Origin of the sequence: Flavobacterium sp. XS2P24 (assembly GCF_030010285.1) — a bacterium.
Lineage (GTDB): Bacteria > Bacteroidota > Bacteroidia > Flavobacteriales > Flavobacteriaceae > Flavobacterium > Flavobacterium algoritolerans.
On sequence record NZ_JASCRU010000004.1, the window covers coordinates 199892 to 223199 of the forward strand.

20 protein-coding genes are annotated in these 23308 nt (G+C 33.8%); 3 read left to right on the forward strand and 17 right to left on the reverse strand.

Features of this window, described 5'->3' with window-relative positions; all coding sequences use genetic code 11:
* Positions 1–77 precede the first annotated feature (77 nt).
* The 9 genes from QLS31_RS05335 to recR form a co-directional block, all read right to left on the reverse strand.
* Positions 78–1028 carry a GDP-L-fucose synthase gene (locus QLS31_RS05335; RefSeq protein WP_282743026.1) on the reverse strand — a complete coding sequence of 317 codons (951 nt, stop codon included), beginning with the start codon at positions 1026–1028 and terminating at the stop codon, positions 78–80.
* 8 nt (positions 1029–1036) lie between these two features.
* Positions 1037–2044 carry a mannose-1-phosphate guanylyltransferase gene (locus QLS31_RS05340; RefSeq protein ID WP_282743027.1) on the reverse strand — a complete coding sequence of 336 codons (1008 nt, stop codon included), beginning with the start codon at positions 2042–2044 and terminating at the stop codon, positions 1037–1039.
* A gap of 65 nt (positions 2045–2109) precedes the next feature.
* Positions 2110–3393: a nucleotide sugar dehydrogenase gene (locus QLS31_RS05345; RefSeq protein ID WP_282743028.1), complete on the reverse strand. Its 1284-nt coding sequence runs from the start codon at positions 3391–3393 to the stop codon at positions 2110–2112.
* Between the two features lie 502 nt (positions 3394–3895).
* Complete coding sequence (locus QLS31_RS05350) at positions 3896–4360, reverse strand: UpxY family transcription antiterminator (protein ID WP_282743029.1); 465 nt, start codon at positions 4358–4360, stop codon at positions 3896–3898.
* 134 nt (positions 4361–4494) lie between these two features.
* Positions 4495–5886, reverse strand: a complete 1392-nt coding sequence (locus QLS31_RS05355) for a UDP-glucose 6-dehydrogenase (RefSeq protein WP_282743030.1) — start codon at positions 5884–5886, stop codon at positions 4495–4497.
* A 71-nt stretch (positions 5887–5957) separates the two neighbouring features.
* Complete coding sequence (locus QLS31_RS05360) at positions 5958–6941, reverse strand: SDR family oxidoreductase (RefSeq protein WP_282743031.1); 984 nt, start codon at positions 6939–6941, stop codon at positions 5958–5960.
* A gap of 24 nt (positions 6942–6965) precedes the next feature.
* Positions 6966–9434: a tyrosine-protein kinase gene (locus tag QLS31_RS05365; RefSeq protein ID WP_282743032.1), complete on the reverse strand. Its 2469-nt coding sequence runs from the start codon at positions 9432–9434 to the stop codon at positions 6966–6968.
* 15 nt (positions 9435–9449) lie between these two features.
* Positions 9450–10241, reverse strand: a complete 792-nt coding sequence (locus tag QLS31_RS05370; protein WP_282743033.1) for a polysaccharide biosynthesis/export family protein — start codon at positions 10239–10241, stop codon at positions 9450–9452.
* Positions 10242–10312: 71 nt separating this feature from the next.
* Positions 10313–10933 carry a recombination mediator RecR gene (gene recR, locus QLS31_RS05375; RefSeq protein ID WP_282743034.1) on the reverse strand — a complete coding sequence of 207 codons (621 nt, stop codon included), beginning with the start codon at positions 10931–10933 and terminating at the stop codon, positions 10313–10315.
* A gap of 99 nt (positions 10934–11032) precedes the next feature.
* Here recR and QLS31_RS05380 point away from each other — a divergent pair, with 99 nt between their 5' ends.
* Positions 11033–12541 (forward strand): sodium:solute symporter, encoded by a 1509-nt coding sequence (locus QLS31_RS05380; RefSeq protein WP_282743035.1) that lies wholly within the window; start codon positions 11033–11035, stop codon positions 12539–12541.
* A 107-nt stretch (positions 12542–12648) separates the two neighbouring features.
* On the opposite strand, the gene QLS31_RS05385 is transcribed toward QLS31_RS05380, so the two are convergent.
* The gene (locus tag QLS31_RS05385) at positions 12649–13014 is read right to left on the reverse strand and encodes a CoA-binding protein (RefSeq protein ID WP_099716185.1); all 366 of its coding nucleotides are present in this window, start codon (positions 13012–13014) and stop codon (positions 12649–12651) included.
* Positions 13015–13162: 148 nt separating this feature from the next.
* Between QLS31_RS05385 and QLS31_RS05390 the strand changes: the two genes are divergently transcribed.
* The gene (locus QLS31_RS05390; protein ID WP_099713432.1) at positions 13163–13792 is read left to right on the forward strand and encodes a MarC family NAAT transporter; all 630 of its coding nucleotides are present in this window, start codon (positions 13163–13165) and stop codon (positions 13790–13792) included.
* A 52-nt stretch (positions 13793–13844) separates the two neighbouring features.
* On the opposite strand, the gene QLS31_RS05395 is transcribed toward QLS31_RS05390, so the two are convergent.
* The 4 genes from QLS31_RS05395 to eno all read right to left on the reverse strand — a co-directional run bounded on the left by QLS31_RS05395 (position 13845) and on the right by eno (position 18568).
* Positions 13845–14780: an arginine deiminase-related protein gene (locus QLS31_RS05395; protein WP_282743036.1), complete on the reverse strand. Its 936-nt coding sequence runs from the start codon at positions 14778–14780 to the stop codon at positions 13845–13847.
* A gap of 76 nt (positions 14781–14856) precedes the next feature.
* The gene (locus QLS31_RS05400) at positions 14857–15771 is read right to left on the reverse strand and encodes an arginine deiminase family protein (protein ID WP_282743037.1); all 915 of its coding nucleotides are present in this window, start codon (positions 15769–15771) and stop codon (positions 14857–14859) included.
* A gap of 64 nt (positions 15772–15835) precedes the next feature.
* Positions 15836–17119 (reverse strand): citrate synthase, encoded by a 1284-nt coding sequence (locus QLS31_RS05405; protein WP_099713435.1) that lies wholly within the window; start codon positions 17117–17119, stop codon positions 15836–15838.
* A 156-nt stretch (positions 17120–17275) separates the two neighbouring features.
* The gene (gene eno, locus QLS31_RS05410) at positions 17276–18568 is read right to left on the reverse strand and encodes a phosphopyruvate hydratase (RefSeq protein ID WP_099713436.1); all 1293 of its coding nucleotides are present in this window, start codon (positions 18566–18568) and stop codon (positions 17276–17278) included.
* A gap of 427 nt (positions 18569–18995) precedes the next feature.
* Between eno and QLS31_RS05415 the strand changes: the two genes are divergently transcribed.
* Positions 18996–20303, forward strand: a complete 1308-nt coding sequence (locus tag QLS31_RS05415; protein ID WP_282743038.1) for an erythromycin esterase family protein — start codon at positions 18996–18998, stop codon at positions 20301–20303.
* A 66-nt stretch (positions 20304–20369) separates the two neighbouring features.
* Here QLS31_RS05415 and carA read toward each other — a convergent pair whose 3' ends face one another.
* From carA to QLS31_RS05430, 3 genes are all read right to left on the reverse strand, one after another.
* Positions 20370–21479 carry a glutamine-hydrolyzing carbamoyl-phosphate synthase small subunit gene (carA, locus tag QLS31_RS05420; RefSeq protein WP_282743039.1) on the reverse strand — a complete coding sequence of 370 codons (1110 nt, stop codon included), beginning with the start codon at positions 21477–21479 and terminating at the stop codon, positions 20370–20372.
* 315 nt (positions 21480–21794) lie between these two features.
* Entirely contained in the window at positions 21795–22280 is a 486-nt protein-coding gene (gene rplQ / locus QLS31_RS05425) for a 50S ribosomal protein L17 (RefSeq protein WP_099713438.1), read from the reverse strand.
* A 31-nt stretch (positions 22281–22311) separates the two neighbouring features.
* Positions 22312–23304, reverse strand: coding sequence for a DNA-directed RNA polymerase subunit alpha (locus QLS31_RS05430; protein ID WP_039110214.1), 993 nt, complete (start codon positions 23302–23304; stop codon positions 22312–22314).
* Positions 23305–23308: the final 4 nt, after the last annotated feature.

The window sequence follows — 23308 nt, forward strand, 5'->3', positions numbered from 1 at the left end:
TCCGAAAAACGAGAATCATTTTTCGCTTTTTGTTCAACTCTAGACGAATATCAGTGAACGGTCAACCACGGACAACTTTACATTTTCACTTCTTTAATCTCATTTATATGCTCTAAAAACCAATCGTATGTTTTTTGGATTCCATCCTCAAGGTTTATCTTATGTTTCCATCCTAATTCGTGCATTTTGGATATATCCATTAATTTTCTAGGTGTACCATCTGGTTTGGTTGCATCCCAAATAATTTCACCTTGATGTCCCGTGATTTTTTGAATTGTTTCTGCCAAATGTTTTATAGTCAAATCTTCACCAGTTCCTACATTGTATAAATAGTCTGGCAATTTATTTTCTAAAGCAAATACTACAGATTGAGCCATATCGTCTACAAACAGAAATTCTCTCATAGGAGTTCCGCTTCCCCATAAAGTAACAGGAGCATGATTATTTTCCTTTGCTTCATGAAATTTTCGCATCATCGCCGGTAAAACATGTGACGTATTCAAATCAAAATTATCATGTGTACCATATAAATTAGTTGGCATAAGACTAACATAGTCCTTTCCAAATTGTTTTCGGATAGCTTCACAGGCTTTCACACCGGTAATTTTTGCAATAGCGTACCATTCATTAGTGGGTTCCAAAGTATCGGTAAGCAGGTACTCTTCTTTCAGGGGTTGAGGCGCTAGTTTAGGATAAATACAAGAACTCCCAAGAAAAATAAACTTCTCTACACCGGATTGCAGTGCAGAATCGATTAAATTATTTTGGATTTGCATGTTCTCCATAATAAATTGATAAGGATAATTATTATTAGCTAATATTCCTCCTACTCGTGCAGCAGCATCAATAATAACCTCCGGATTTTCGGCTGTTATGAAATCGGCAACAGCTTGCTGGTTTCTCAAATCTAATTCGCTACTTGAAGCTCCTAATAAATTAGTATATCCATTAGCAGACAAGGTCCTCCAGATAGCACTACCTACCATACCATTGTGCCCTGCTATATAAATTTTAGTATCTTTATTCATATCCTTTTCTAATTTAACAAATCTGGATTTTCTCTTTCCAACTGATTATATATATTCTTGACATCTTGAGAACTATCTTTTTGCAAAATTAAATTAGCCGTTTCCGTGTAAACAAAAATAGTATTTTTCAATCCTACAAAAGCGGTATAATTATCAGTCCCAATAACCATGTTTCCATTTTTATCAACAGAATGCCCCGTAGAAACCAGATAGTCATAAACGGACTCAAAAGAACCTAAATCAGACCAAATAAATGTAGAGGGTACTACTTTTATTTTTTTACTTCTTTCCATAACTGCATAATCAATACTTATAGAAGGAATCTCGAGAGACAATTGTAAATCTAAAGTGCCATTACTATTACTATCCCATGCAATTTTAGACTTTTCATATACATCTGGCTGAAAGGATTGTAGTTCATCTAAAAACACACCCGCTTTAAAACAAAACATACCACTGTTCCACAGAAAATTCCCTTTGGCAATAAAATCCTTTGCAGTTACTTGGTTTGGTTTTTCTCGAAAAGAAATCACATCATCTCCTTTTCTTTCAATATAACCATATCCTATTTCTGGCTTAGTGGGTACAATTCCGAAAGTTACAATATAGCCTTTGGAAGCTTTTTCTACCGCTTCATTAATTGCTGCTTCATAATTTTCCATTGCATCAATAATGTGATCCGAAGGTGTAACAATTAAAATATCGTCCGGATGCGAGGCAAAAGCGGCAAAAGCTATGGCGGCAGCTGTATTTCTTGGAGTTGATTCAATGATATCTAAATAGGGAGTATTTGATTTCTCCATCACTTTTCTACTTAGGTGACAATTATCAATATTGCCTACAACCATAATTTTATTCGCAACATTACGATTACGCTCCACAGTCATCTCAAATAATGATTTACCATCAAACAAATCTAAATATTGTTTAGGTTGGCTTTTGCGGGACAAAGGCCATAATCTGCTGCCAACTCCGCCAGTAAGAATGACATGTGTAATTGAAGGCTTATTTTCCATGCTGAACTTTTAAATCTTTGCTTTAGTATTGCTATTTTAATTCTATTATTTTCCCTACTGATATTCTATAACCGCCCATCAACAGCGTCACCCAAAACTCCTTTTACATCATACAACAAACTAATAGTGTTTTGTAATATGGACAAGTCTAAATCTAAAAATTGATGGTGGGCAACCCCCAAGATTACGGCATCAAATTTTCGATTTGGGATTAAATTTGTCGTAACCAAGTTATATTCTTTTTTTACTTCTAATGGATTAGCAAGAGGATCATACGTGGTTACTGTAATTCCATAATCCGTTAAAGCAGCTATTACATCCACAATTTTTGTGTTACGAACATCTGGACAGTTTTCTTTGAAAGTAATTCCTAGCATTAAAACTGTAGCTCCATTAACCGAAATTCCTTTTTTAATCATCAACTTCACTACTTGAGAAGCTACATATTCGCCCATACTGTCATTCAATCGCCTTCCGGCTAAAATAATTTCGGGGTGATAACCAAATTCTTGTGCTCGTTGAGCCAGGTAATAAGGATCTACCCCTATACAATGACCTCCAACTAAACCCGGTTTAAAAGGCAGAAAATTCCATTTGGTTCTCGCTGCTTCTAAAACGGCTTGCGTATCTATATTCATCAAATTGAAAATTTTAGCCAACTCGTTTACAAAAGCTATATTGATGTCTCGCTGAGAGTTTTCGATTACTTTGGCAGCTTCGGCAACCTTGATAGATGGTGCCAAGTGTGTACCCGCAGTAATAACAGACTTATATAATTCATTTACTTTTTGGCCAATCTCTAAAGTGGAACCTGAAGTGATTTTTAAAATTTTCTCAACTGTATGCTCTTTATCTCCCGGATTAATTCTTTCAGGAGAATAACCTGCGAAAAAATCTACATTAAATTTCAATCCAGAAATACGCTCTAAAACAGGTACACATTCTTCCTCGGTTACCCCAGGATAAACGGTAGATTCATAAATAACGATATCTCCTTTTTTTAAAACTGTACCAACAGTTTCGCTGGATTTATATAATGGAGTTAAATCTGGGCGATTATTCTTATCAACCGGAGTAGGTACCGTTACAATATAATAATTACAATCTGCAATATCATTAACATCAGTAGTGCAGTATAAACCAATAGCATCACTTGACTGCTCCAATAACACTTTTTGCAATGTAACGTCATCTACTTCAAATGTAGTATCAGTACCTGATTTTAATGAACTAACCCTAGATTGATTGATGTCAAATCCAACAACAGCATGTTTGGTTGCAAACAATCTTGCCAATGGCAAACCTACATAACCCAAACCAATTACAGCTATTTTTGTATTAGAATTCATTTTTTAAACAATTATTAAGTAACTATCGTTAACTTTATTACACTGCTTCGCACTTCACGCTCACAGAAATGAGCTGAAAACAGAATAATTTAAGAGGGCAAATATAGGTACAATATGCCGATTTTTCATCTATTATTTACCTCTCGAAATACTACTATGCTTTCACAAAAACCAAGCACAAACATAAATAACTAAAAATCAACAATAAACACTTTAAAAACCAATTAAACTACCTCAAAAAAATCACCTAAATAGATGATAAAACACACACAAAAGAGATCTTAAACTAACCCTTATAAAATCGAAACTAATACTGACATTTATAAGACTAAAAGTGCAATAAATTATTTAAATATAAAAATTATTGCTAATTCCAAATCCATGTTTATTTTAAAAAAGCGAAAGCCTAACTCAATTAAGTTAGGCTTTCGCTTTTTTAAAAATCATAGGCAATTATAGAAGGCACCTAATATCAACTACTCAAAAAATGTGAGAATGGTTATTATTTATGCTTCATTTTTAAGACACAACCCAACGATTCCAAAACCAATACGTAATGGGTATTAGTAACCTCTTGAACAATTGCTTTTTGATTTGAAAATGGTCCGGAATCTAATTGTATAGAATCTCCAATTTGAAAAGAAAGTACCGAAACATCATTACCCTCAGAGGGATCCAGCCATTTCTTTATAGTACTGATCTCTTCATCACGAACTATAGCTGGTTTTCCTAACCAAAACAAATAACGCACCACTCCAACAGATTGAAATACCACGTTTCTTTCAGAATCTGGCAGTTGAACAAAAACATAGGAATTAAAAAGCGGGACTTCTACTTTTTTCTTTCTATCTGACCATTGCCTAACTTGTGTAATCAAAGGACAATAGCACTCTATTCCTTTATTTCTTAATTGTTCTGCAACTTTTTTCTCCCATTTAGGCTTTGTATAAACTACATACCAATTCATCTTATATTTTGTATTACACTAATAGTTTTAGTGTCATTGAACGAAATAAACTTCTGGATGAGACAACAAGTCTCAACTTTATCCATAATAACTCTGTCTCTTTGTTATTTTTGCTTCTTTACAATCTCCTTTTTTTAGGAACCTATAGCCTGATATACAAAACCAATTGCTCTTAATTCTGATGCATTCAACAAGTTTCTACCATCAAAAACAAAAGCAGGTTTTTGCATGGAATCGTATATCTTTTGCCAATCATAATTAATAAATTCATCCCATTCAGTAAGTACTGCTATAGCATGAGCATTATGGCATGCATCATAAGGATTATCAAAAGAACTAACACTATTTACATTTAACTCAGCACTTCTGGTTTCTAGATAATTTAAATCGTTAATTATCTTTTTATTAGATACCTTGGGGTCGTAAACAGCAATTCTTGCATGTTCATTTATTAAATCATCTGCAACATAAATAGCAGCAGATTCTCTAGTGTCATTCGTGTCTTTTTTGAAAGCCCAACCAAGAAAGGTTATTTTTTTATCAGAAACCGTATTGTAAAGTGTTTGAATTATATTGTTCGAAAAACGCCTTTTCTGATGATCATTCATTATAATTACCTGCTCCCAATAATCAGCAACTTCATGTAGTCCATACGATTTGGCAATGTAAACCAAATTTAATATGTCTTTTTGAAAACAAGAACCTCCAAATCCAACCGAAGCTTTCAGGAATTTTGATCCAATTCTGCTATCCATTCCTATAGCTTTCGCCACTTCATTTACATCCGCCCCTGTTTTTTCACAAAGCTCAGACATTGCATTAATCGATGAAATTCTTTGTGCCAAAAATGCATTCGCTGTCAGTTTTGACAACTCTGATGACCATAAATTAGTAGTTAATATTTTCTCAGACGCCACCCAATTCGAATACACACCAACAAGTGCCTGTATCGCTTTTTGTCCTTCTTCCGAAGGATCTCCTCCAATTAGAATTCTATCCGGATTCAATAAATCCTGAACAGCAGTACCTTCGGCCAAAAACTCTGGGTTAGAAAGAATTTGAAACTGAACGCCATTCCCGGTATTATCTAAAATACTTTTTATCGCTTCAGCTGTTCTAACAGGAAGTGTAGATTTTTCTACTACAATTTTGTTATCTTTAGCTACTCTGGCAATTTGTCTCGCACACAATTCAATATATTTCAAATCAGCTGCCATCCCTTTCCCTTTTCCATAGGTTTTTGTAGGCGTATTTACTGATATAAAAATAATCTGGGCTTCATCGATTGCTTTGTCCACTTCAGTGGAAAAAAATAGATTTCTGCCTCTTGCTTCACTAACAATTACATCTAATCCAGGCTCATAAATGGGAATATTATCCGTATTTTCATCGTTCCAAGCAGCTATCCGTTCGTCGTTTAAGTCTACTACAGTAACTTGTATTTGTGGGCATTTTTGAGCTATAACTGCCATAGTTGGACCACCTACATATCCAGCTCCAATGCAACAAATTTTTGTGATTTTCATTTATTCAAATTTTAATTTGCAAATATATCTTAATTTTTTGTGTTCTTTTTCTTAAAAAAACAAGATACTTTCTACCTAAGATTATTCCAATACCATTCTACAGCCGCTTTCAATCCTTCTGGCATCGAAAATTTTGGATCATATCCTAACAACAACTTAGCCTTGTCAATACTTGCCAAAGAATGCGGAATATCACCTGCTCTATTAGGTCCATATTCTATCTCGACAGCAGCAATTCTTTCATCGTAAACACTTAAGAATTCCTTTAAATAATCAACTAAATTATTCAACGTATTCCTGTCACCATAGGCAGTATTGTAAACTGTATTTATAGCTTCAGGATTTTTTGCTAACATCGCTAACTCATTCATCTGAATCACATTATCGATATAAGTAAAATCACGGGAATAGTTTCCATCTCCATTTATTTTTGGACTTTCTAATTGCATCAATTGCATTACAAATTTAGGAATGACCGCTGCATATGCTCCGTTTGGATCTTGCTTTCGACCAAAAACATTAAAATAACGCAAACCGATTGTCTCTAAACCATAGGTTCTGCTAAAAATTTCAGCATATAACTCATTTACATATTTTGTTATCGCATAAGGAGAAAGTGGCTTTCCAATTATCGCTTCAACTTTAGGCAAAGCTTCCGAGTCACCATAGGTAGAAGAACTTGCTGCGTAAATAAATCGTTTAACTTTTGCATCCCGTGATGCCACTAGCATGTTCAAAAAACCGGAGACATTTACATCATTTGTAGTAACTGGATCATTAATAGATCTAGGCACAGAACCCAAAGCTGCCTGATGTAGAACATAATCTACTCCTTGTACTGCATTTTGGCATTCAATAGCATTACGAATATCACCTTCTATCAAACGAAAATTAGGATGATTAATGAAGTCTTTTAAATTATGCCTATATCCGGTTGCAAAATTATCAAAACAAACTACGTCATACTCTTTGGATAAAAAATACTCACACAGGTTAGAGCCTATAAACCCTGCTCCACCCGTTATTAAAATGGAATTTTTTGTTTCTATTTTCATCTGTGTTTATTTTTAAACAATCAATTACTTCGTTTGCTTTTTCAAAATCTTCTGTGCTATTCTTTGATAAATACTTTTGGGCTTACCTTCCTCATAATATCCATTTGCGTAGGTCCCATAGCCATACCCGTATCCATAACCATACCCGTATCCAGTACCATACTTTGCTTTATTCTCCAAACCATTTAAAACAATACTGGCATTGTTAAGTTCTCCACGTTTCACTCTGTTGTTCAACAACGTAATCATGTCTTTTTTAGTGAAATTCTGTCTCACTATATACAAAGTAACATCGCAATATTGCGCTAACTCCAAAGCATCCGATACTAAGCCTACTGGTGGTGTATCCAAAATAATATAATCGTATTTTTTTTTTAACTCTCCTATCAATTCTCCCATCCCTTCGCTCATTATCATTTCTGCAGGATTTGGCGGAATTGGCCCTGATAAAATAACGTCTAGAAAAGGTATGTGTGTATGATTGATAATTTCGTCAATCGTTTTTTGTTTAATCAAATAATTGACTACCCCAACTTCATTCGACAAATTAAATTCAGTAAACAGTTTTGGCTTTCTCAAATCCAGACCAATAACCACTGTTTTTTTCTCGCTAAGTGCAAATACCGTAGCAATATTTATAGAACAAAATGTTTTTCCCTCACCACTCACTGAAGATGTGATCATTAGTGTCTTTGCTCCATCTAAATTTTGTTGCTTATAAAGAAACTGAAGAGAAGAACGGATGGCTCTAAAGGATTCTGATAAAGCTGATTTTGGCTTGTCATACACCGCTAAATTAGTATTCTCTTTATTGACACCTACAACTCCTATTAAAGGGATTTTAGTCATCTTACTGATATCCTCAGCATTCTGAATTGAATTATTGATAAAGAAAACAGCAAATACAAAAACCAACGGAAAAAGTATCCCCAGAAATAAAGCCAATACATAATTAACTGATGTTTTTGGCCCTATAAGTCCTCCGCCAACATCCTTAGCGGGATCTATAAAATGAACATCTGATAAATTTGCCGCCTTAACAATGTCTGCTTCGCTTCTTTTTTGAAGAAAAGTGCTGTAAATATTATCACTCAAATCATATTTTCTTTTAATCTTTATGAGCTCTTGCTGATCATCCGGAAGTCCCTTTATAGTACTTTCAGCCTCATTTATTTTACTGCTCACCATAGCTAAATCATATTGAAGAGATGCTTTGGCAGTAGCTATATTCTCTAACAAAACATTTTTAATAGCCTCCATTTGATTGTCAAAATCCTTAAATATTTTATCACTCTTTACAGCATAAGCCATTTCTGATCTTTGAGTAGATAATGCTATTAACTTTGAAATATTTACTACAATATTTGGATCTTCTATTCCTGCAACTGAAGGTGCAGGAAGTTTTGCGTAGTTTACACTGCTTTTTAAGTATGCTTTTAATGAATTATAATAAGCCATTTTACGATTAATCTCGTCTTTTTTGACATCAAATTCCAAAATCTTTTCTGAAAATTTACCCCCACCTTCTTCTATATCATAAATGTTTTTACCTTTTCTAAAGGATTTTAACTCATTCCCTGTTTCCTTAAGTTGGGATTCCATAGTGACTAATGTACTATCTATAAAGGCAATCGTATTGGTCGCAAACTGGTTTTTACTATCTAGCTGTCTTTTGATAAGCATTTTAACAGTTGCATTCAAATACTCAACCATTCTCGCTTTATTAGTTCCCTGCATACCTAAGGTAATTATAGAACCGCCTTTATCATCTGACCTTACGTTTATTCCTTTATATCCTGATACCGTTCCATTAAAATCACTAAACTGCACAAAGTATTCGTTTCCTTTATAGAAACCTGGATTTTCATTTATTTGCAACTTCCAATTTAAAAAGGGCAAAGAAACTTTTTCGCCTACCTTATATCTTTTTATAAAATCTCCTGCTGCTACTGCTGTATTACTATATGAATTATCCGAATAGGTAATTATAGAAATATTTTGGCTCTCAAAAGGAATTCTAATTTCATACGTATCTTCACTTATAAACTTAATCCCTATTAAGGTTCCAGCTAATTGCCCTTTTGACTTATCAATATTGACATAAAAAGGAACTGCACCATAAGCGTCTACCAAATTATACTCTCCCTGAACTAAGTAATTAATGTAATATTGTAATTTATCTACAACCAATTCATTGTGAGATCTTGACTGTAAAGTCGTTGATATGGTCTGAACCTGATCTGAAGTCCCGCCCCAATTAAAGACCAAACTGGTATTTGATGTAAAAAGCGGATTGCTTTCTTCTTTTACGGAAATAAGTGTTTCCATACCGTAAATTTTTTCTTTACGAATATTTACCTGATAAGCAATCGTGAAAGTGAGTAGTAAACTTATTAAAAACCATTTCCAATAACTTCCGATTTTTATTAAGAAACCCTTGAAGTCAAAGCTTACTTGGTTTTCAAAAATCGAAAAATCTTTTATATCTAACATTTTTTGAGCGCTGTTTTAATTTTTTAATAGTAAAAAAGTGGTTGTAGCTAAAGACAACAATGTAATGATAGTCCCCAAAGATTCTATCCCTGTTTTTCCGGTCCCCCAAGTTTTTTGCTTCAATGGTTTTACATAAATATAATCATTTGGCTGTAAATAAAAATAAGGTGATTGCATCACATTTATATCCGTAAGATCTAAATCGTGCATTTGAACTCCAGTGGGTGTTTTTCGCATAATTGTAACTGCCTTTCTATCACCCGTAATAGTAATATCTCCAGAATTAGCAATAGCTTCCATGATATTTACCTGTTCTTGAAACATTATTTTTGTGCCTGGACCTCCAATTTCTCCATTTATTGTATATCGTAAACCTGCTAATTTAACCGTTACAAAAATATTAGCTTCCTTATTAAAATACTCTGCTAATAATTGCTTCTCAACTCTAACCCTAATTTCATCCAGCGTGTAACCAATGACATTTAGTTCTCCCAAAACAGGAATTCTTATATTACCATGATCATCCACTGTAAAACCGTCAAAATACAGTCCTGACTCTGATTTACCTCCAGCACCTCCATCATTTGAAGGACTAAAAATAGCAACTAATTTAGGATCTATTGCTTTTATGGTAATACTCAAAACATCATTAGTTTGCAATCGGTATGGTTTTGACTCAACAGCCGCAATCATAGTTTCACCATCTGAATTATTCTTTTTCTGAAGGTAAATTAAATCTTGAGTTGAAATACAAGAAGAAAACAACACACTAATAAACAACAACAAATAGAGTACGGACTTGCTCATTTTCAATATTTTTAACGACAAATATAGCTTTTCATTTACTATTTAAAAAGCATCGCTATTCATTAAATGGATTAATTATTTTTAAAAGACTTTTCAAAAGGTACTCTTTGCAAAATACTTCTTCCCAAGGTAACTTCATCAGCATATTCGAGCTCATCTCCCACAGAAATCCCTCTTGCAATTGTTGACATGATTATTTCACAATCAGCGATTTGTTTATAGATATAAAAATTGGTGGTATCGCCCTCCATTGTGGAGCTTAACGCAAAAATTATTTCGTTGACACTACCTGATTTCACCTTCTCGACCAATGTAGTAATGTTCAACTGACTGGGACCAACACCGTCAATAGGGGAAATCTTACCTCCCAAAACATGATAAATACCCCTAAACTGACCTGTATTTTCAATTGCCATAACATCACGAATATCCTCGACAATACAAATGATTTGGTGATTCCTACCCTGATTAGCACAAATTTCACACAGTATACTATCCGAAATATTATGACAGCTATTGCAATATTTAATATCCTCCCGCATAGCAACTAGTGCTTGAGATAAAAAACCTGTTTGCTCTTTTGGCTGTTTTAGCAAATGCAATACCAATCGCAGCGCCGTTCGCTTACCAATTCCTGGCAACTGAGACATTTCGTTAACTGCTTTTTCTATAAGTTTTGAAGAAAATTCCATAACAGCAAAAGTAGTTAATTTGTCCCGAACGTTCGGGATAGATAATTTGAAAATTTGAAGATTATTTGTGTAATTTGGTCCAAACAATATTTATACAAAATGACTCCGAGCACCATTCTAATACTTATAATCGTTTATTTTGGAATTTTATTTTACATCTCTCATGCTGTAAGCAAAAAAGACAGCGGCAATGATGCTTTTTTTAAAGCCAATAAAAACTCCAAATGGTACTTGGTCGCTTTTGGAATGATTGGAACGGCACTTTCCGGAGTGACTTTTATTTCAGTTCCGGGAGAAGTTGGCTCTCCAAATGGGGAACAATTCAAGTATTTTCAATTTGTACTAGGCAATGCTATTGGTTTCGTCATTATTGCAAAAGTACTGCTACCACTATATTATCGGATGAATCTAACTTCGATTTATGGTTATATCGAACATCGGCTAGGAATTTATTCCTATAAAACCGCCGCAACTATTTTCTTGATTAGCCGAACCATTGGATCTGCATTCAGATTGTATCTTGTTGTGATTGTTTTGCAACGTTTTGTTTTTGATTTTTACGGAGTTCCATTTGCAGTAACGGTTTTAATTTCGCTAGCTTTGATATTTGCTTATACCTATCGAGGCGGATTGAAAACCATTATTATTACTGACACTTTGCAAACTTTTTTCTTGGTCACTTCGGTTTTCTTGACAATTTTCTTTATTTGCAGAAGTTTAAACCTGAATGTTTTTGAAGCTTTTGAAGAAGTAAAAAATAGTAATTATTCAAAAGTATTTTTCTTTGAAGATTTCATATCGAGTAAGTTTCATTTTGTAAAACAAATTCTGGGAGGAATTTTTGTTACTATTGCCATGGTAGGTTTGGATCAGGATTTAATGCAGAAAAACCTGAGTTGTAAGAACATTGGCGAAGCTCAAAAAAACATGTTTACGTTCACTGGAATATTTGTACTTATCAATATTTTTTTCCTCAGTGTGGGAGCTTTACTTTATATCTATGCCACTAAAAACGGAATTGAAATTCCAACTGATTTAGTTACCGGAAAACCCAGAACCGATTTGCTATTTCCAGAAATTGCCTTTAACCATTTAACACTAATTCCATCCGTTATTTTCTTGTTGGGATTAACGGCCGCAACTTTTGCCACAACGGATTCCGCGTTAACAGCGCTAACAACTTCGTTTTGTGTGGATTTTTTAGGAATGGATAAAGTAGAAAATCTAGGGAAACCAAATGTAGTACGAACCAGACATTTTGTTCATATTGCCTTTTCATTCCTAATGTTTCTGGTGATTATTTTCTTTAATGCTATTAATGACAGTTCTGTTGTAGGAATGATTTTTAGGGTTGCATCCTATACGTATGGCCCACTTTTGGGATTGTATTGTTTTGGATTATTTGTAAAATCAAAAACAGTCAAAGACAAATTTGTTCCGATTATATGCTTATTATCTCCGGCAGTAACTTACTTTATCAGTGAAAATTCTAAAGCATTATTTTTCGGATATGTTTTCGATAACGAATTGATTATCGTAAACGGGCTAATCACTTTTCTTGGATTGTTAATGATTAGCAAGAAAGCAACTTCAGGAACACGATTCTAGTTTTAGCCCAGATAGAAGTGAAAATCCTTTTATAAAGCTGGAAGCCTTTTGAAGGCTTACAGCTTTATAAAAGATTGTAACGAATAGCTGGAATAGCTCCAAAAAAACTAATATTGATTTGTTGCCAACATAACCAGCGTACACCCTATCTCGACTTTGATGTCATTTAATTTCAACAATTGATAGAACTCAGGATTTTCAGTTCCTGGATTAAAAATAACACGTTTTGGTTGTGCCTCAACGATATAATTATAGTAATCACGCTGACGCAAAGGATTTAGGTAAAGCGTAACCGTATCGATATTTTTTAGTGGAATAGCTTTAGTCTGGATTTTTATTCCGGCTACTTCACCCGCGTTTTGACCGATAGCAAGAACTGAATGTCCTTTATCAACCAGTTTTTCAATCGCTATGAAAGAATATCTAGCAGGTTTTGTTGAAGCTCCAAGAACTAGCGTTTTTTTATTTTTTATCATTTTCTGTAATTATATTTTGCAAAAGTAATGAAAAAAGACCCATGAGTTTAGCAATTATTAGGTTTAGTTATAAAAGTAAGAAAAAACATTACGCTAACATTAAAAAGTAAAAAAAGAGTACTTTTACACTATTAAAAAACAAAATATGGATCTATTTATTTATCTGTTTGTCGCACTTTTTTCGGTATTAAATCCTATTGGCACCGTTCCTATCTTTGTAGGACTTACCCAAAATGACACTAAAAAGGAGCGTTCCAGAATTTCTTTATGGACGGCGATAAATGTATTTATCATCCTTATCGTCTCGTTTTTTATTGGACAATATGTATTACTTTTTTTTGGAATCAGTATTGACGCACTAAGAATTGCCGGAGGAATTATTATTGTGAGTTCTGGATTTTCCTTGCTTTCAGGAAAGTTTAATAAAAAGAGAGGTATCAATAAAAAAGCAGAAACTGATGCACAAAAAAGGAATGATATTGCCTTGACTCCGCTTGCAATCCCTATGCTTGCAGGTCCTGGTTCTATTTCTTTACTTATCGCATTTTATCAGGAACACAATACAAGTATGGAGATCATCATTTCTTCAATTGCTATTCTTGCCATTGCAGTTGCTATTTTTATCATTCTAAAAAGCGCCCATTATTTAGCAAAAATACTGGGAGCATCCGGAATTGTTGCGATATCAAGAATTGTAGGTTTCATTGTAATTGCGATAGGAATACAATATATCGTGAGTGCAATTATCAATATTATAAAAGGGAATCTCTCCTAAATTAAAACAAGAAAAAAACCGGATAAGATTCAGAATCTTATCCGGTTTTTTTTTAATTTCTAGGCAAGAAAATTTCTGCCATCATACATCTGGCGCTTCCTCCGCCACAAGCTTCAATTGTATCTAAACTTGAACTCAAAATTTCGGCATGTTTTTCTAATTGTTCCATTTGTTTTGGAGTCAAACTTTGATGTGCAGCTGCACTCATGACCAAATATCTTTTATCATTTGCTCCACGAACTTCAAGCATATTACCCGCAAAATTATTCATTTGGGCCTCAGTAATCAAAATGATTTCTTTTCCGTTTTCTTTTAGATTATCCAAAACCATTTTGCGTTCTTTTTTATCATCGATACAATCTGCACAAATGACTGCAAAAGTTTCTCCCAAGCACATCATCACATTGGTATGGTAAATCAGTTTTCGTTCTGAATCAACAGTTTGAAAAGCTTCAAAAATTACTGGTGCATAATCAAAATCTTCACAGAATTCGATAAATAATTCTTCATCAGCTCTGGGAGATAATGCGCAGTACGCTTTTGCGTTGGCTCTATCCAAAAGCAAACTTCCTGTTCCTTCCAAGAAAAAACCATCTTCTTCAGCCGATGTATAATCTACAATATTGTTAATTACAAAGCCTTTATCTTCCAAGATATCCAGAATATCTTCGCGACGTTCCTGCCTTCTATTTTCTGCAAACATTGGATATAAAGCCACATCTCCATTCTCATGAAAAGAAATCCAGTTGTTCGGAAAAATACTGTCCGGCGTATCTGAATTCAATGTATCATCAACAACAGTAACATCAACACCTGCTGCTGTAAGTTTTTCGACAAAAGCATCAAATTCTTGTTGCGCTTTAGCATTTACTGTTGCAGGCAAAAGTCCGTCTAATACTTTTTGGTAATAATTATTAACTGCCGTTTGTTCGTTCATTCTAAACGCAACTGGGCGAATCATCAATATAGAATTTGTTGTTTGTTTCATATTATTTTTAGTTTAATGTTTAACAGTTTAAAGTTTAATGTTGGGTAACGTTAAACTTTAAACCCTAAACAAATATTTAATCTCTAATTAAAGGTAAGGTAGAACACCGTAATAATCCTTCTTGTTTTGCAATTTCTGCGTATGGAATCTCTTCGACTACAAAACCGTTTCCACGCAACCAATTGTTAAGTCTCGTGAAGTTTCTTTCAGAAACGACAACATTTATATCGATAGAAAAAACATTGGAATTCATATTGTACATTTCTTCTCTGGTAATATGAAATAGATTTTCTTTTCCAAAAAGATTTACCAGAAATAAATAATCTGCTTCTTCACGGAATCCATTTTTGTAGATAATCCCTTTATCGTTCCCTACCGGCTGAAAACAACAATCTAAATGCAATGCATTGTCGCGGGCTTCAATTTTAGATTTTACCAAATCAAATTCTTTAACAATTTTATTTGGGAACAAATCCTTAATATATTGCACTCCTTGCACATTCGTTCGTGCAGTAACATAATCTTTGTAATCACTGCCTTTATAGGTTCCAATAAAAATATAATCGTTCCACAACATCACATCACCACCTTCTATGTGAACTTCCTCTGGAGGTCGCACCACTTTTTTAGGATCAACTTGGTCAATTATATATTGAATAGCATCTAATTCTCGCTCTCTATCCGGCAAAATATTTGATTTCACAAAAACATCATCAATTACAAAACCAATATCTCTTGTAAATATCTGATTGTAATTTTCAATCATTTCCGGACGATAAACGGTCACATTATATTTTTTCAGCACAGTATTGAATGCTTCCATTTCGTTTACCATGTCTTTCTCCTGCGGATAAGTGCCTGCTAAAATATGTTCTAATGATTTTGGATCATAGGCATCTTCAACCTTTGGCGTAGGTCCATTATTGACTGCTGAACCCAGAACTACAGCTCTAAGTCTCGAAGTTTCATTCTTTATATTTAACTCTAACATGTATTTTAGCTTTTGGCAAATATAAAAAAAGCTTCACTAATTAGTGAAGCTTTTTAAACTGATTTTATCTTTTATCTGTTGGTACAAAATCCCTCAAAGGGTGACCAGTATAAACTTGCCTTGGCCTTCCGATAGGCTCCTTATTTTCACGCATTTCTTTCCATTGTGCGATCCAACCCGGTAAACGTCCTATTGCAAACATTACAGTAAACATATCGGTAGGAATTCCTAAAGCTCTATAAATAATTCCAGAATAGAAATCTACATTAGGATATAAATTTCTTGATTTGAAATACTCATCTTCTAAAGCTGATTCTTCTAGTTTCTTAGCGATTGCAAGAATTGGATCTTCAACTCCTAAAGTTGATAAAACTTCGTTAGCCGCTTTTTTTATAATTTTCGCTCTTGGATCAAAATTTTTGTAGACTCTATGACCAAAACCCATCAATCTAAAAGGGTCATTCTTGTCTTTGGCTTTAGCCATATATTTATCAGCATCTCCACCATTTCTATGGATTTCTTCTAACATTTCAAGAACTGCTTGATTTGCTCCTCCGTGTAATGGACCCCAAAGTGCAGAAACTCCAGCAGAAATCGATGCAAATAATCCTGCATGAGAAGAACCTACCATTCTCACTGTAGATGTAGAACAGTTTTGTTCATGATCTCCGTGAAGAATAAATAATTTATCTAATGCATCAATTACTACAGGATTTGCAGTGTAAGGTTCTGTAGGCAATTCAAACATTAAACGCATGAAGTTCTCTACATATCCTTTAGTGTTGTCGTAATAATTCAAAGGATAACCCATGCTTTTTCTATACGTCCAAGTTGCTATAACAAGGAATTTACCCATAGTTTTACACACAGCCTCATACATTTCTTTTTCGTTCTCAACATTTACCGACTTTGGGTTGAATGCTGTTAATGCACTTGTCAACGCAGCTAAAACACCCATTGGATGAGCTGTTTTAGGAAAACCATCAATGATGTTTTTCATTTCTTCATTGACCAAAGTGTATTTTCTAATATCAGTTTCAAATTGTGCTAACTGATCAACAGTAGGCAACTCCCCGAAAATTAAAAGGTATGATACTTCTAGAAAATCTGCTTTTTCAGCTAAATCCTCAATTGAATATCCTCTGTATCGAAGGATTCCAAGCTCTCCATCTAAAAAAGTAATATCACTTTTACAAGAACCTGAATTTTTATAACCTGGATCAAGTGTAATTACACCTGATAAATCACGTAATTTGTTAATATCAATGGCAACTTCATTTTCACTTCCTACAATGATCGGCAGTTCAAATTTTTTACCATCAATTTCTAATGTTGCTATTTTTGACATAATATAATTGAAAATAAACTTTTAAAATAATAATTTATCAAATCTAGGGAATTAAACACTAATTAAAAAGAGAATAACACAATGAAATTGTTAAATATTATAAAAAAAAGCCACTCACAAAACGTGAATGGCTCTAAATAAAAATATCGTAAGAAATTATTTGATTTTGAAAGCATTTTTACCAGGAAAATAAGCTGTATTTCCTAATTCTTCCTCAATTCTTAATAATTGATTGTATTTTGCCATACGATCAGAACGAGATGCTGAACCTGTTTTTATTTGACCACAGTTCAAAGCTACTGCTAAATCTGCAATTGTATTATCTTCTGTCTCTCCTGAACGGTGTGACATTACTGAAGTGTAACCTGCATTTTTAGCCATATTGACAGCTGCAATAGTTTCAGTCAAAGTTCCAATTTGGTTTACTTTAATAAGAATTGAATTAGCGATTCCTTTTTCGATACCAGTAGACAAACGTGTTACATTAGTAACAAATAAATCATCACCTACTAATTGTACTTTATCTCCAATTTTCTCTGTAAGTAATTTCCATCCATCCCAGTCATTTTCATCCATTCCATCTTCAATAGAAATGATAGGATATTTAGCTACTAATTCAGCTAAATATTCTACTTGTTCAGCAGAAGATCTAACTTTACCTGTTTCACCTTCAAATTTAGAATAATCGTATTTTCCATTTACATAAAACTCAGCAGAAGCACAATCCAAAGCAATCATGATTTCATCTCCAAAAGTATAACCAGCAGTTTCAACAGCTTTTTTGATAGTATCTAAAGCGTCTTCAGTTCCTCCAGCTAGATTTGGTGCAAAACCACCTTCATCACCTACTGCTGTAGAAAGTCCTCTATCATGTAACACTTTTTTCAAGCTATGAAAAATTTCAGTTCCCATTTGCATTGCATGTGAAAAAGAAGTTGCTTTCACAGGGAAAATCATGAATTCTTGAAACGCGATAGGCGCATCAGAATGTGATCCTCCATTGATGATATTCATCATTGGAACCGGCAATGTATTTGCAGAAACACCACCTACGTATCTGTATAAAGGCAATCCTAATTCATTAGCAGCAGCCTTTGCTACAGCTAGTGAAACACCTAAAATTGCATTTGCTCCTAAGTTTGATTTATTTGGAGTGCCATCTAAATCAATCATCATTTGATCAATTAGATTTTGTTCGAAAACTGAAACACCAACAAGTTCTTCAGAAATAATGGTATTCACATTTTTCACAGCATTCAAAACTCCTTTTCCAAGAAATGCTTTTCCTCCATCACGTAACTCAACTGCTTCATGCTCTCCTGTTGAAGCTCCAGATGGTACTGCTGCTCTTCCTAAAACACCATTGTCTGTAATTACATCTACTTCTATTGTAGGATTTCCTCTTGAATCGAAAATTTGTCTTGCGTGAATTTTGATAATAATACTCATATACTAAAATTTTAAATTTTAAAATACAAATATATTCTATCTTTTTGAATGATTTTATGAAAATAATGAATGTTATTAACGAAAACGTTATAATTTTTTGGCAAACAAAACATTTAAGCTATTTTAAGAATTTATTTTTACATTATCTGTTATTTTTTTCAATTCCATTAAAATCTAATTCAGGAAATGTGTGCTACATTAACTAAACCTTAATGTCACTTACTTAAGCCTAAAACCAATTGATTTCAACAAACAAATCAACACAAATAACCTCATTATCAATTATATACATTAAATTTATACAGCTTTTTTAAAACCAAAAAATCCACGTACTATTACAGCATTCCAGATTAGCAATTTTTATAATTCAATTTCTAAATTAAAAAATAAATATGTGATGGAAGCTTTAAAAAACCTTAACAATTTAATGAATTCTAGTGAAATTGTAGCATTATTGAATAAAACGGCTTCTTCATTGGAAAATTCAACAGATTTAGACCCATTAATAGACTATATAGGAGATGCAAAATATGTCCTTTTAGGTGAAGCGTCACATGGCACACATGAATATTATACATGGAGAGCTAAAATAATACAACGACTCATTCAGGAGAAAGGATTTTCATTTGTAGGAGTCGAAGGAGATTGGCCGGATTGCTATCGTTTAAATCGGTATGCAAAAGGATATTTAGATTCCGGGAAAGATATCTTTAGCGTTATGAATGAGTTTAAAAGATGGCCTACTTGGATGTGGGCAAATTGGGAAACAGCAGCATTCATAGATTGGCTCAAGGTATATAACGAAAGTTTTTCTGCTGATAAAAGAATAGGATTTTACGGATTGGATGTATACAGTTTTAGGGAATCTATGAATTCGATTATTCAATATTTAGAAAAAAATGATCCAAAAGCACTTGCAGTTGCAAAAACAGCCATGAAATGTTTTGAACCCTACAATAAAGACGATGGGCAATCTTATGCCAGAGCCTCTTCCTATGTTCCAAAATTATGCGAGAAAGAAATCCTACACATGCTTACGGAAATTATTAAAAATGTACCCAATTACAACCACGATGCAGAAAATGTTTTAAGCACAGAACAAAATGCATTTATTGCCAGAAATGCCGAAAAATATTATCGCGCCATGATAAAAAGAGGTTCTGCCTCTTGGAACATTAGAGATGAACACATGGTCGCCACCATACAACGACTTATGGAATTTCATGGAAAAGATGCTAAAATTATTGTTTGGGAACACAACACCCACATTGGCGATGCCCGTGCTACAGAAATGGCTTCCGAAGGAATGGTAAATGTAGGACAGCTAATGAGAGTACAACATTTGAATGATGGAGTTGTCGCGGTAGGATTTGGCTCCTATAAAGGAAGTGTCGTTGCCGGCAGAGAATGGGGTGATTCGATGCGAAAAATAAAAGTTCCCGAAGCAGTTATGGGCAGTTGGGAACATGCTTTTCATCTTGCTGGCAATGGCAAAAACAAATTATTATTAATGAATAAAGTAAAGGATGAAAAGTGTCTTTCAACTTATATAGGACATCGTGCAATAGGAGTTGTCTACAATCCAGAACACGAAAGATTCGGAAATTATGTTCCCACAATATTACCAAAAAGATACGATGCTTTTATTTTTCTAGACGAAACAAGTGCATTACATCCCATACACATACAGCCAGACGGAAACCAAATTCCGGAAACATATCCTTTTGGAATGTAATTGTAATTAAAAAAAGGGTTTGACTTAATTAAAAGTCAAACCCTTTTCAATATCTAATTTAGGAAGTTATCCTAATTTATCCTTTATGTTCTCTATAAATTGATCAAACAAATAAGAAGAATCATGTGGTCCTGGACTTGCTTCCGGATGGTATTGAACTGAGAAACAATTTTTATTTTTAATTCGCATACCTGCTACCGTTCCATCATTTAGATGAAGATGAGTAATCTCTAAATCAGGATGATTATCCAGTTCTGCTTTATTAACAGCAAAACCATGATTTTGAGAAGTTATTTCTCCTTTTCCGGTAATGATGTTTTTTACAGGATGGTTGATTCCCCTGTGACCATTAAACATTTTATAAGTCGAAATTCCGTTTGCTAAACCAATAACTTGATGTCCCAAACAGATACCGAATAAAGGTTTGTCATTTTCAAGGATTTCTTTTGCAACTTGAATAGCTCCAAAAAGTGGTTCTGGATCACCAGGTCCATTAGATAAAAAGTATCCATCTGGATTAAATGCTGCTAAATCTTGATACGAAGAATCAAAAGGAAATACTTTGATGTAGCAATCTCTTTTGGCAAGATTACGAAGAATATTTGTTTTAATCCCTAAATCAAGTGCCGCAATTTTATAAGTTGCATTTGCATCTCCAAAAAAGTAAGGTTCCGTGGTAGAAACTTTAGAAGCTAATTCTAAACCTTTCATATCTGGCACTTTTGCCAATGCAATTTTTAGTTCTTCTATTGAAGTTTCATCAGTACAAATGACTGCATTCATAGCGCCATTGTCACGGATATAACTTACTAGCGCACGTGTGTCTACGTCAGAGATACAGATTAGGTTTTGCTTGATAAAATAGTCTTCTAAACTCCCTGAAGCATCTTCACGAGAATAATTGAAGCTAAAGTTTTTACAAACCAATCCCGCTATTTTAATACTTTCTGATTCAACTTCTGAATCATTTACCCCATAATTTCCAATATGGGCATTGGTGGCTACCATTAATTGACCAAAATAAGATGGGTCAGTGAATATTTCTTGGTAACCTGTCATTCCAGTGTTAAAACAAACTTCTCCAAAAGTGGTTCCGCTTATCCCAATAGATTTTCCATGGAATATGGTTCCGTCACTTAATAGAAGAATTGCTTTTTGTCGTGTTGTATATTTCATTCTTTGATTTCTATTATTTTTTTAATAGTCTCATGGAACTCGCAAAGCTCGTTTCATCTGTAGTTAAATATTGTGCAAATTTAATCCTTTAAAGCAATGGATGCAAGTTTTTGAAATTTATTGTAAAATAAAAACATTCTAATCTAGCCCTGATGGGAACTGCACCCTTTTGCTTTTCTTTAAAAGTAAAAGATACAGTGGACAGCAGGAAGATGCGCAATTAAATCCCAAGGTTTTTGCTCCAAAAAAAACAAAAAAAAAGGATAAACTAGTACTAGCTTATCCTTGATTTTTATTGAATGATTATTTTCATAATTACTCAGCAGTGTCTGTAGTTGTTTCAGTTTCAGCAGCTGGAGCTTCAGTAGCTTCATCTTTCTTAGCTTTTCCACCACGACGGCTTTTTGCTTTTTTAACTTCTTTTTTACCACCATTGTAAAGTTCATTGAAATCTACTAATTCGATCATTGCCATATCAGCATTATCTCCTAAACGATTTCCAACTTTAATGATACGAGTGTATCCACCTGGACGGTCTCCTACTTTAGCAGCTACGTCTCTGAACAAGTCAGTTACGGCATATTTGCTACGTAAGTAAGCAAAAACGATACGACGATTGTGAGTCGTATCAGCTTTAGATTTTGTTATAAGCGGCTCAACGAATTGTTTAAGTGCTTTTGCTTTAGCGACAGTAGTGTTAATACGTTTGTGCTCGATAAGAGAACAAGCCATATTAGCTAACATAGATTTTCTATGTGCAGTCTGTCTGCTTAAGTGATTGAATTTTTTTCCGTGTCTCATTGCTATGTAAATTTAAACCTTGCGGCTTAGATTATTCTTTATCTAGTTTGTATTTTGCTAAATCCATACCGAAGTTCAAATTTTTAACTGCAACAAGTTCATCAAGCTCAGTTAAAGATTTTTTACCGAAATTACGGAATTTCATTAGGTCATTTTTATTGAACGATACTAAATCACCAAGTGTATCAACTTCAGCCGCTTTCAAACAATTTAGTGCTCTTACAGAAAGATCCATATCAACAAGCTTAGTTTTAAGCAATTGTCTCATATGTAATGATTCTTCGTCATATGATTCTGTTTGTGCAATTTCGTCAGCCTCGAGTGTAATTCTTTCGTCAGAGAACAACATGAAATGGTGAATTAAAACTTTTGCAGCTTCAGTAAGGGCATCTTTTGGATTGATTGAACCATCAGTTTTTATTTCAAAAACTAATTTTTCGTAATCTGTTTTTTGCTCTACACGGAAGTTTTCAATGGCATATTTTACATTTTTTACCGGAGTAAAAATTGAATCTGTAAAAATAGTTCCAATTGCAGCATTCTGTTTTTTGTTCTCTTCAGCAGGAACATATCCTCTACCTTTTTCGATCGTTAAATCAAAATTAAGTTTGATTTTACTGTCTAAATTACAGATAACTAGTTCTGGATTCAAAACTTGAAAACCTGAAATAAATTTTTGAAAATCACCAGCTGTTAATTGGTCTTTACCTGAAACAGAAATAGTAACTGATTCATTATCGATATCTTCAATTTGACGTTTGAAACGTACTTGTTTAAGATTAAGGATAATTTCGGTAACGTCTTCAACAACTCCTGAAATAGTAGAAAACTCATGATCTACACCTTCAATGCGAACAGATGTTATTGCATAACCTTCTAATGCTGAAAGCAAAACTCTTCTAAGTGCATTACCAACGGTCAATCCGTAACCTGGTTCTAAAGGTCTAAATTCAAATTTACCTTCAAAATCGGTTGAATCGATCATGATAACTTTATCGGGCTTCTGAAAATTAAATATTGCCATAAAT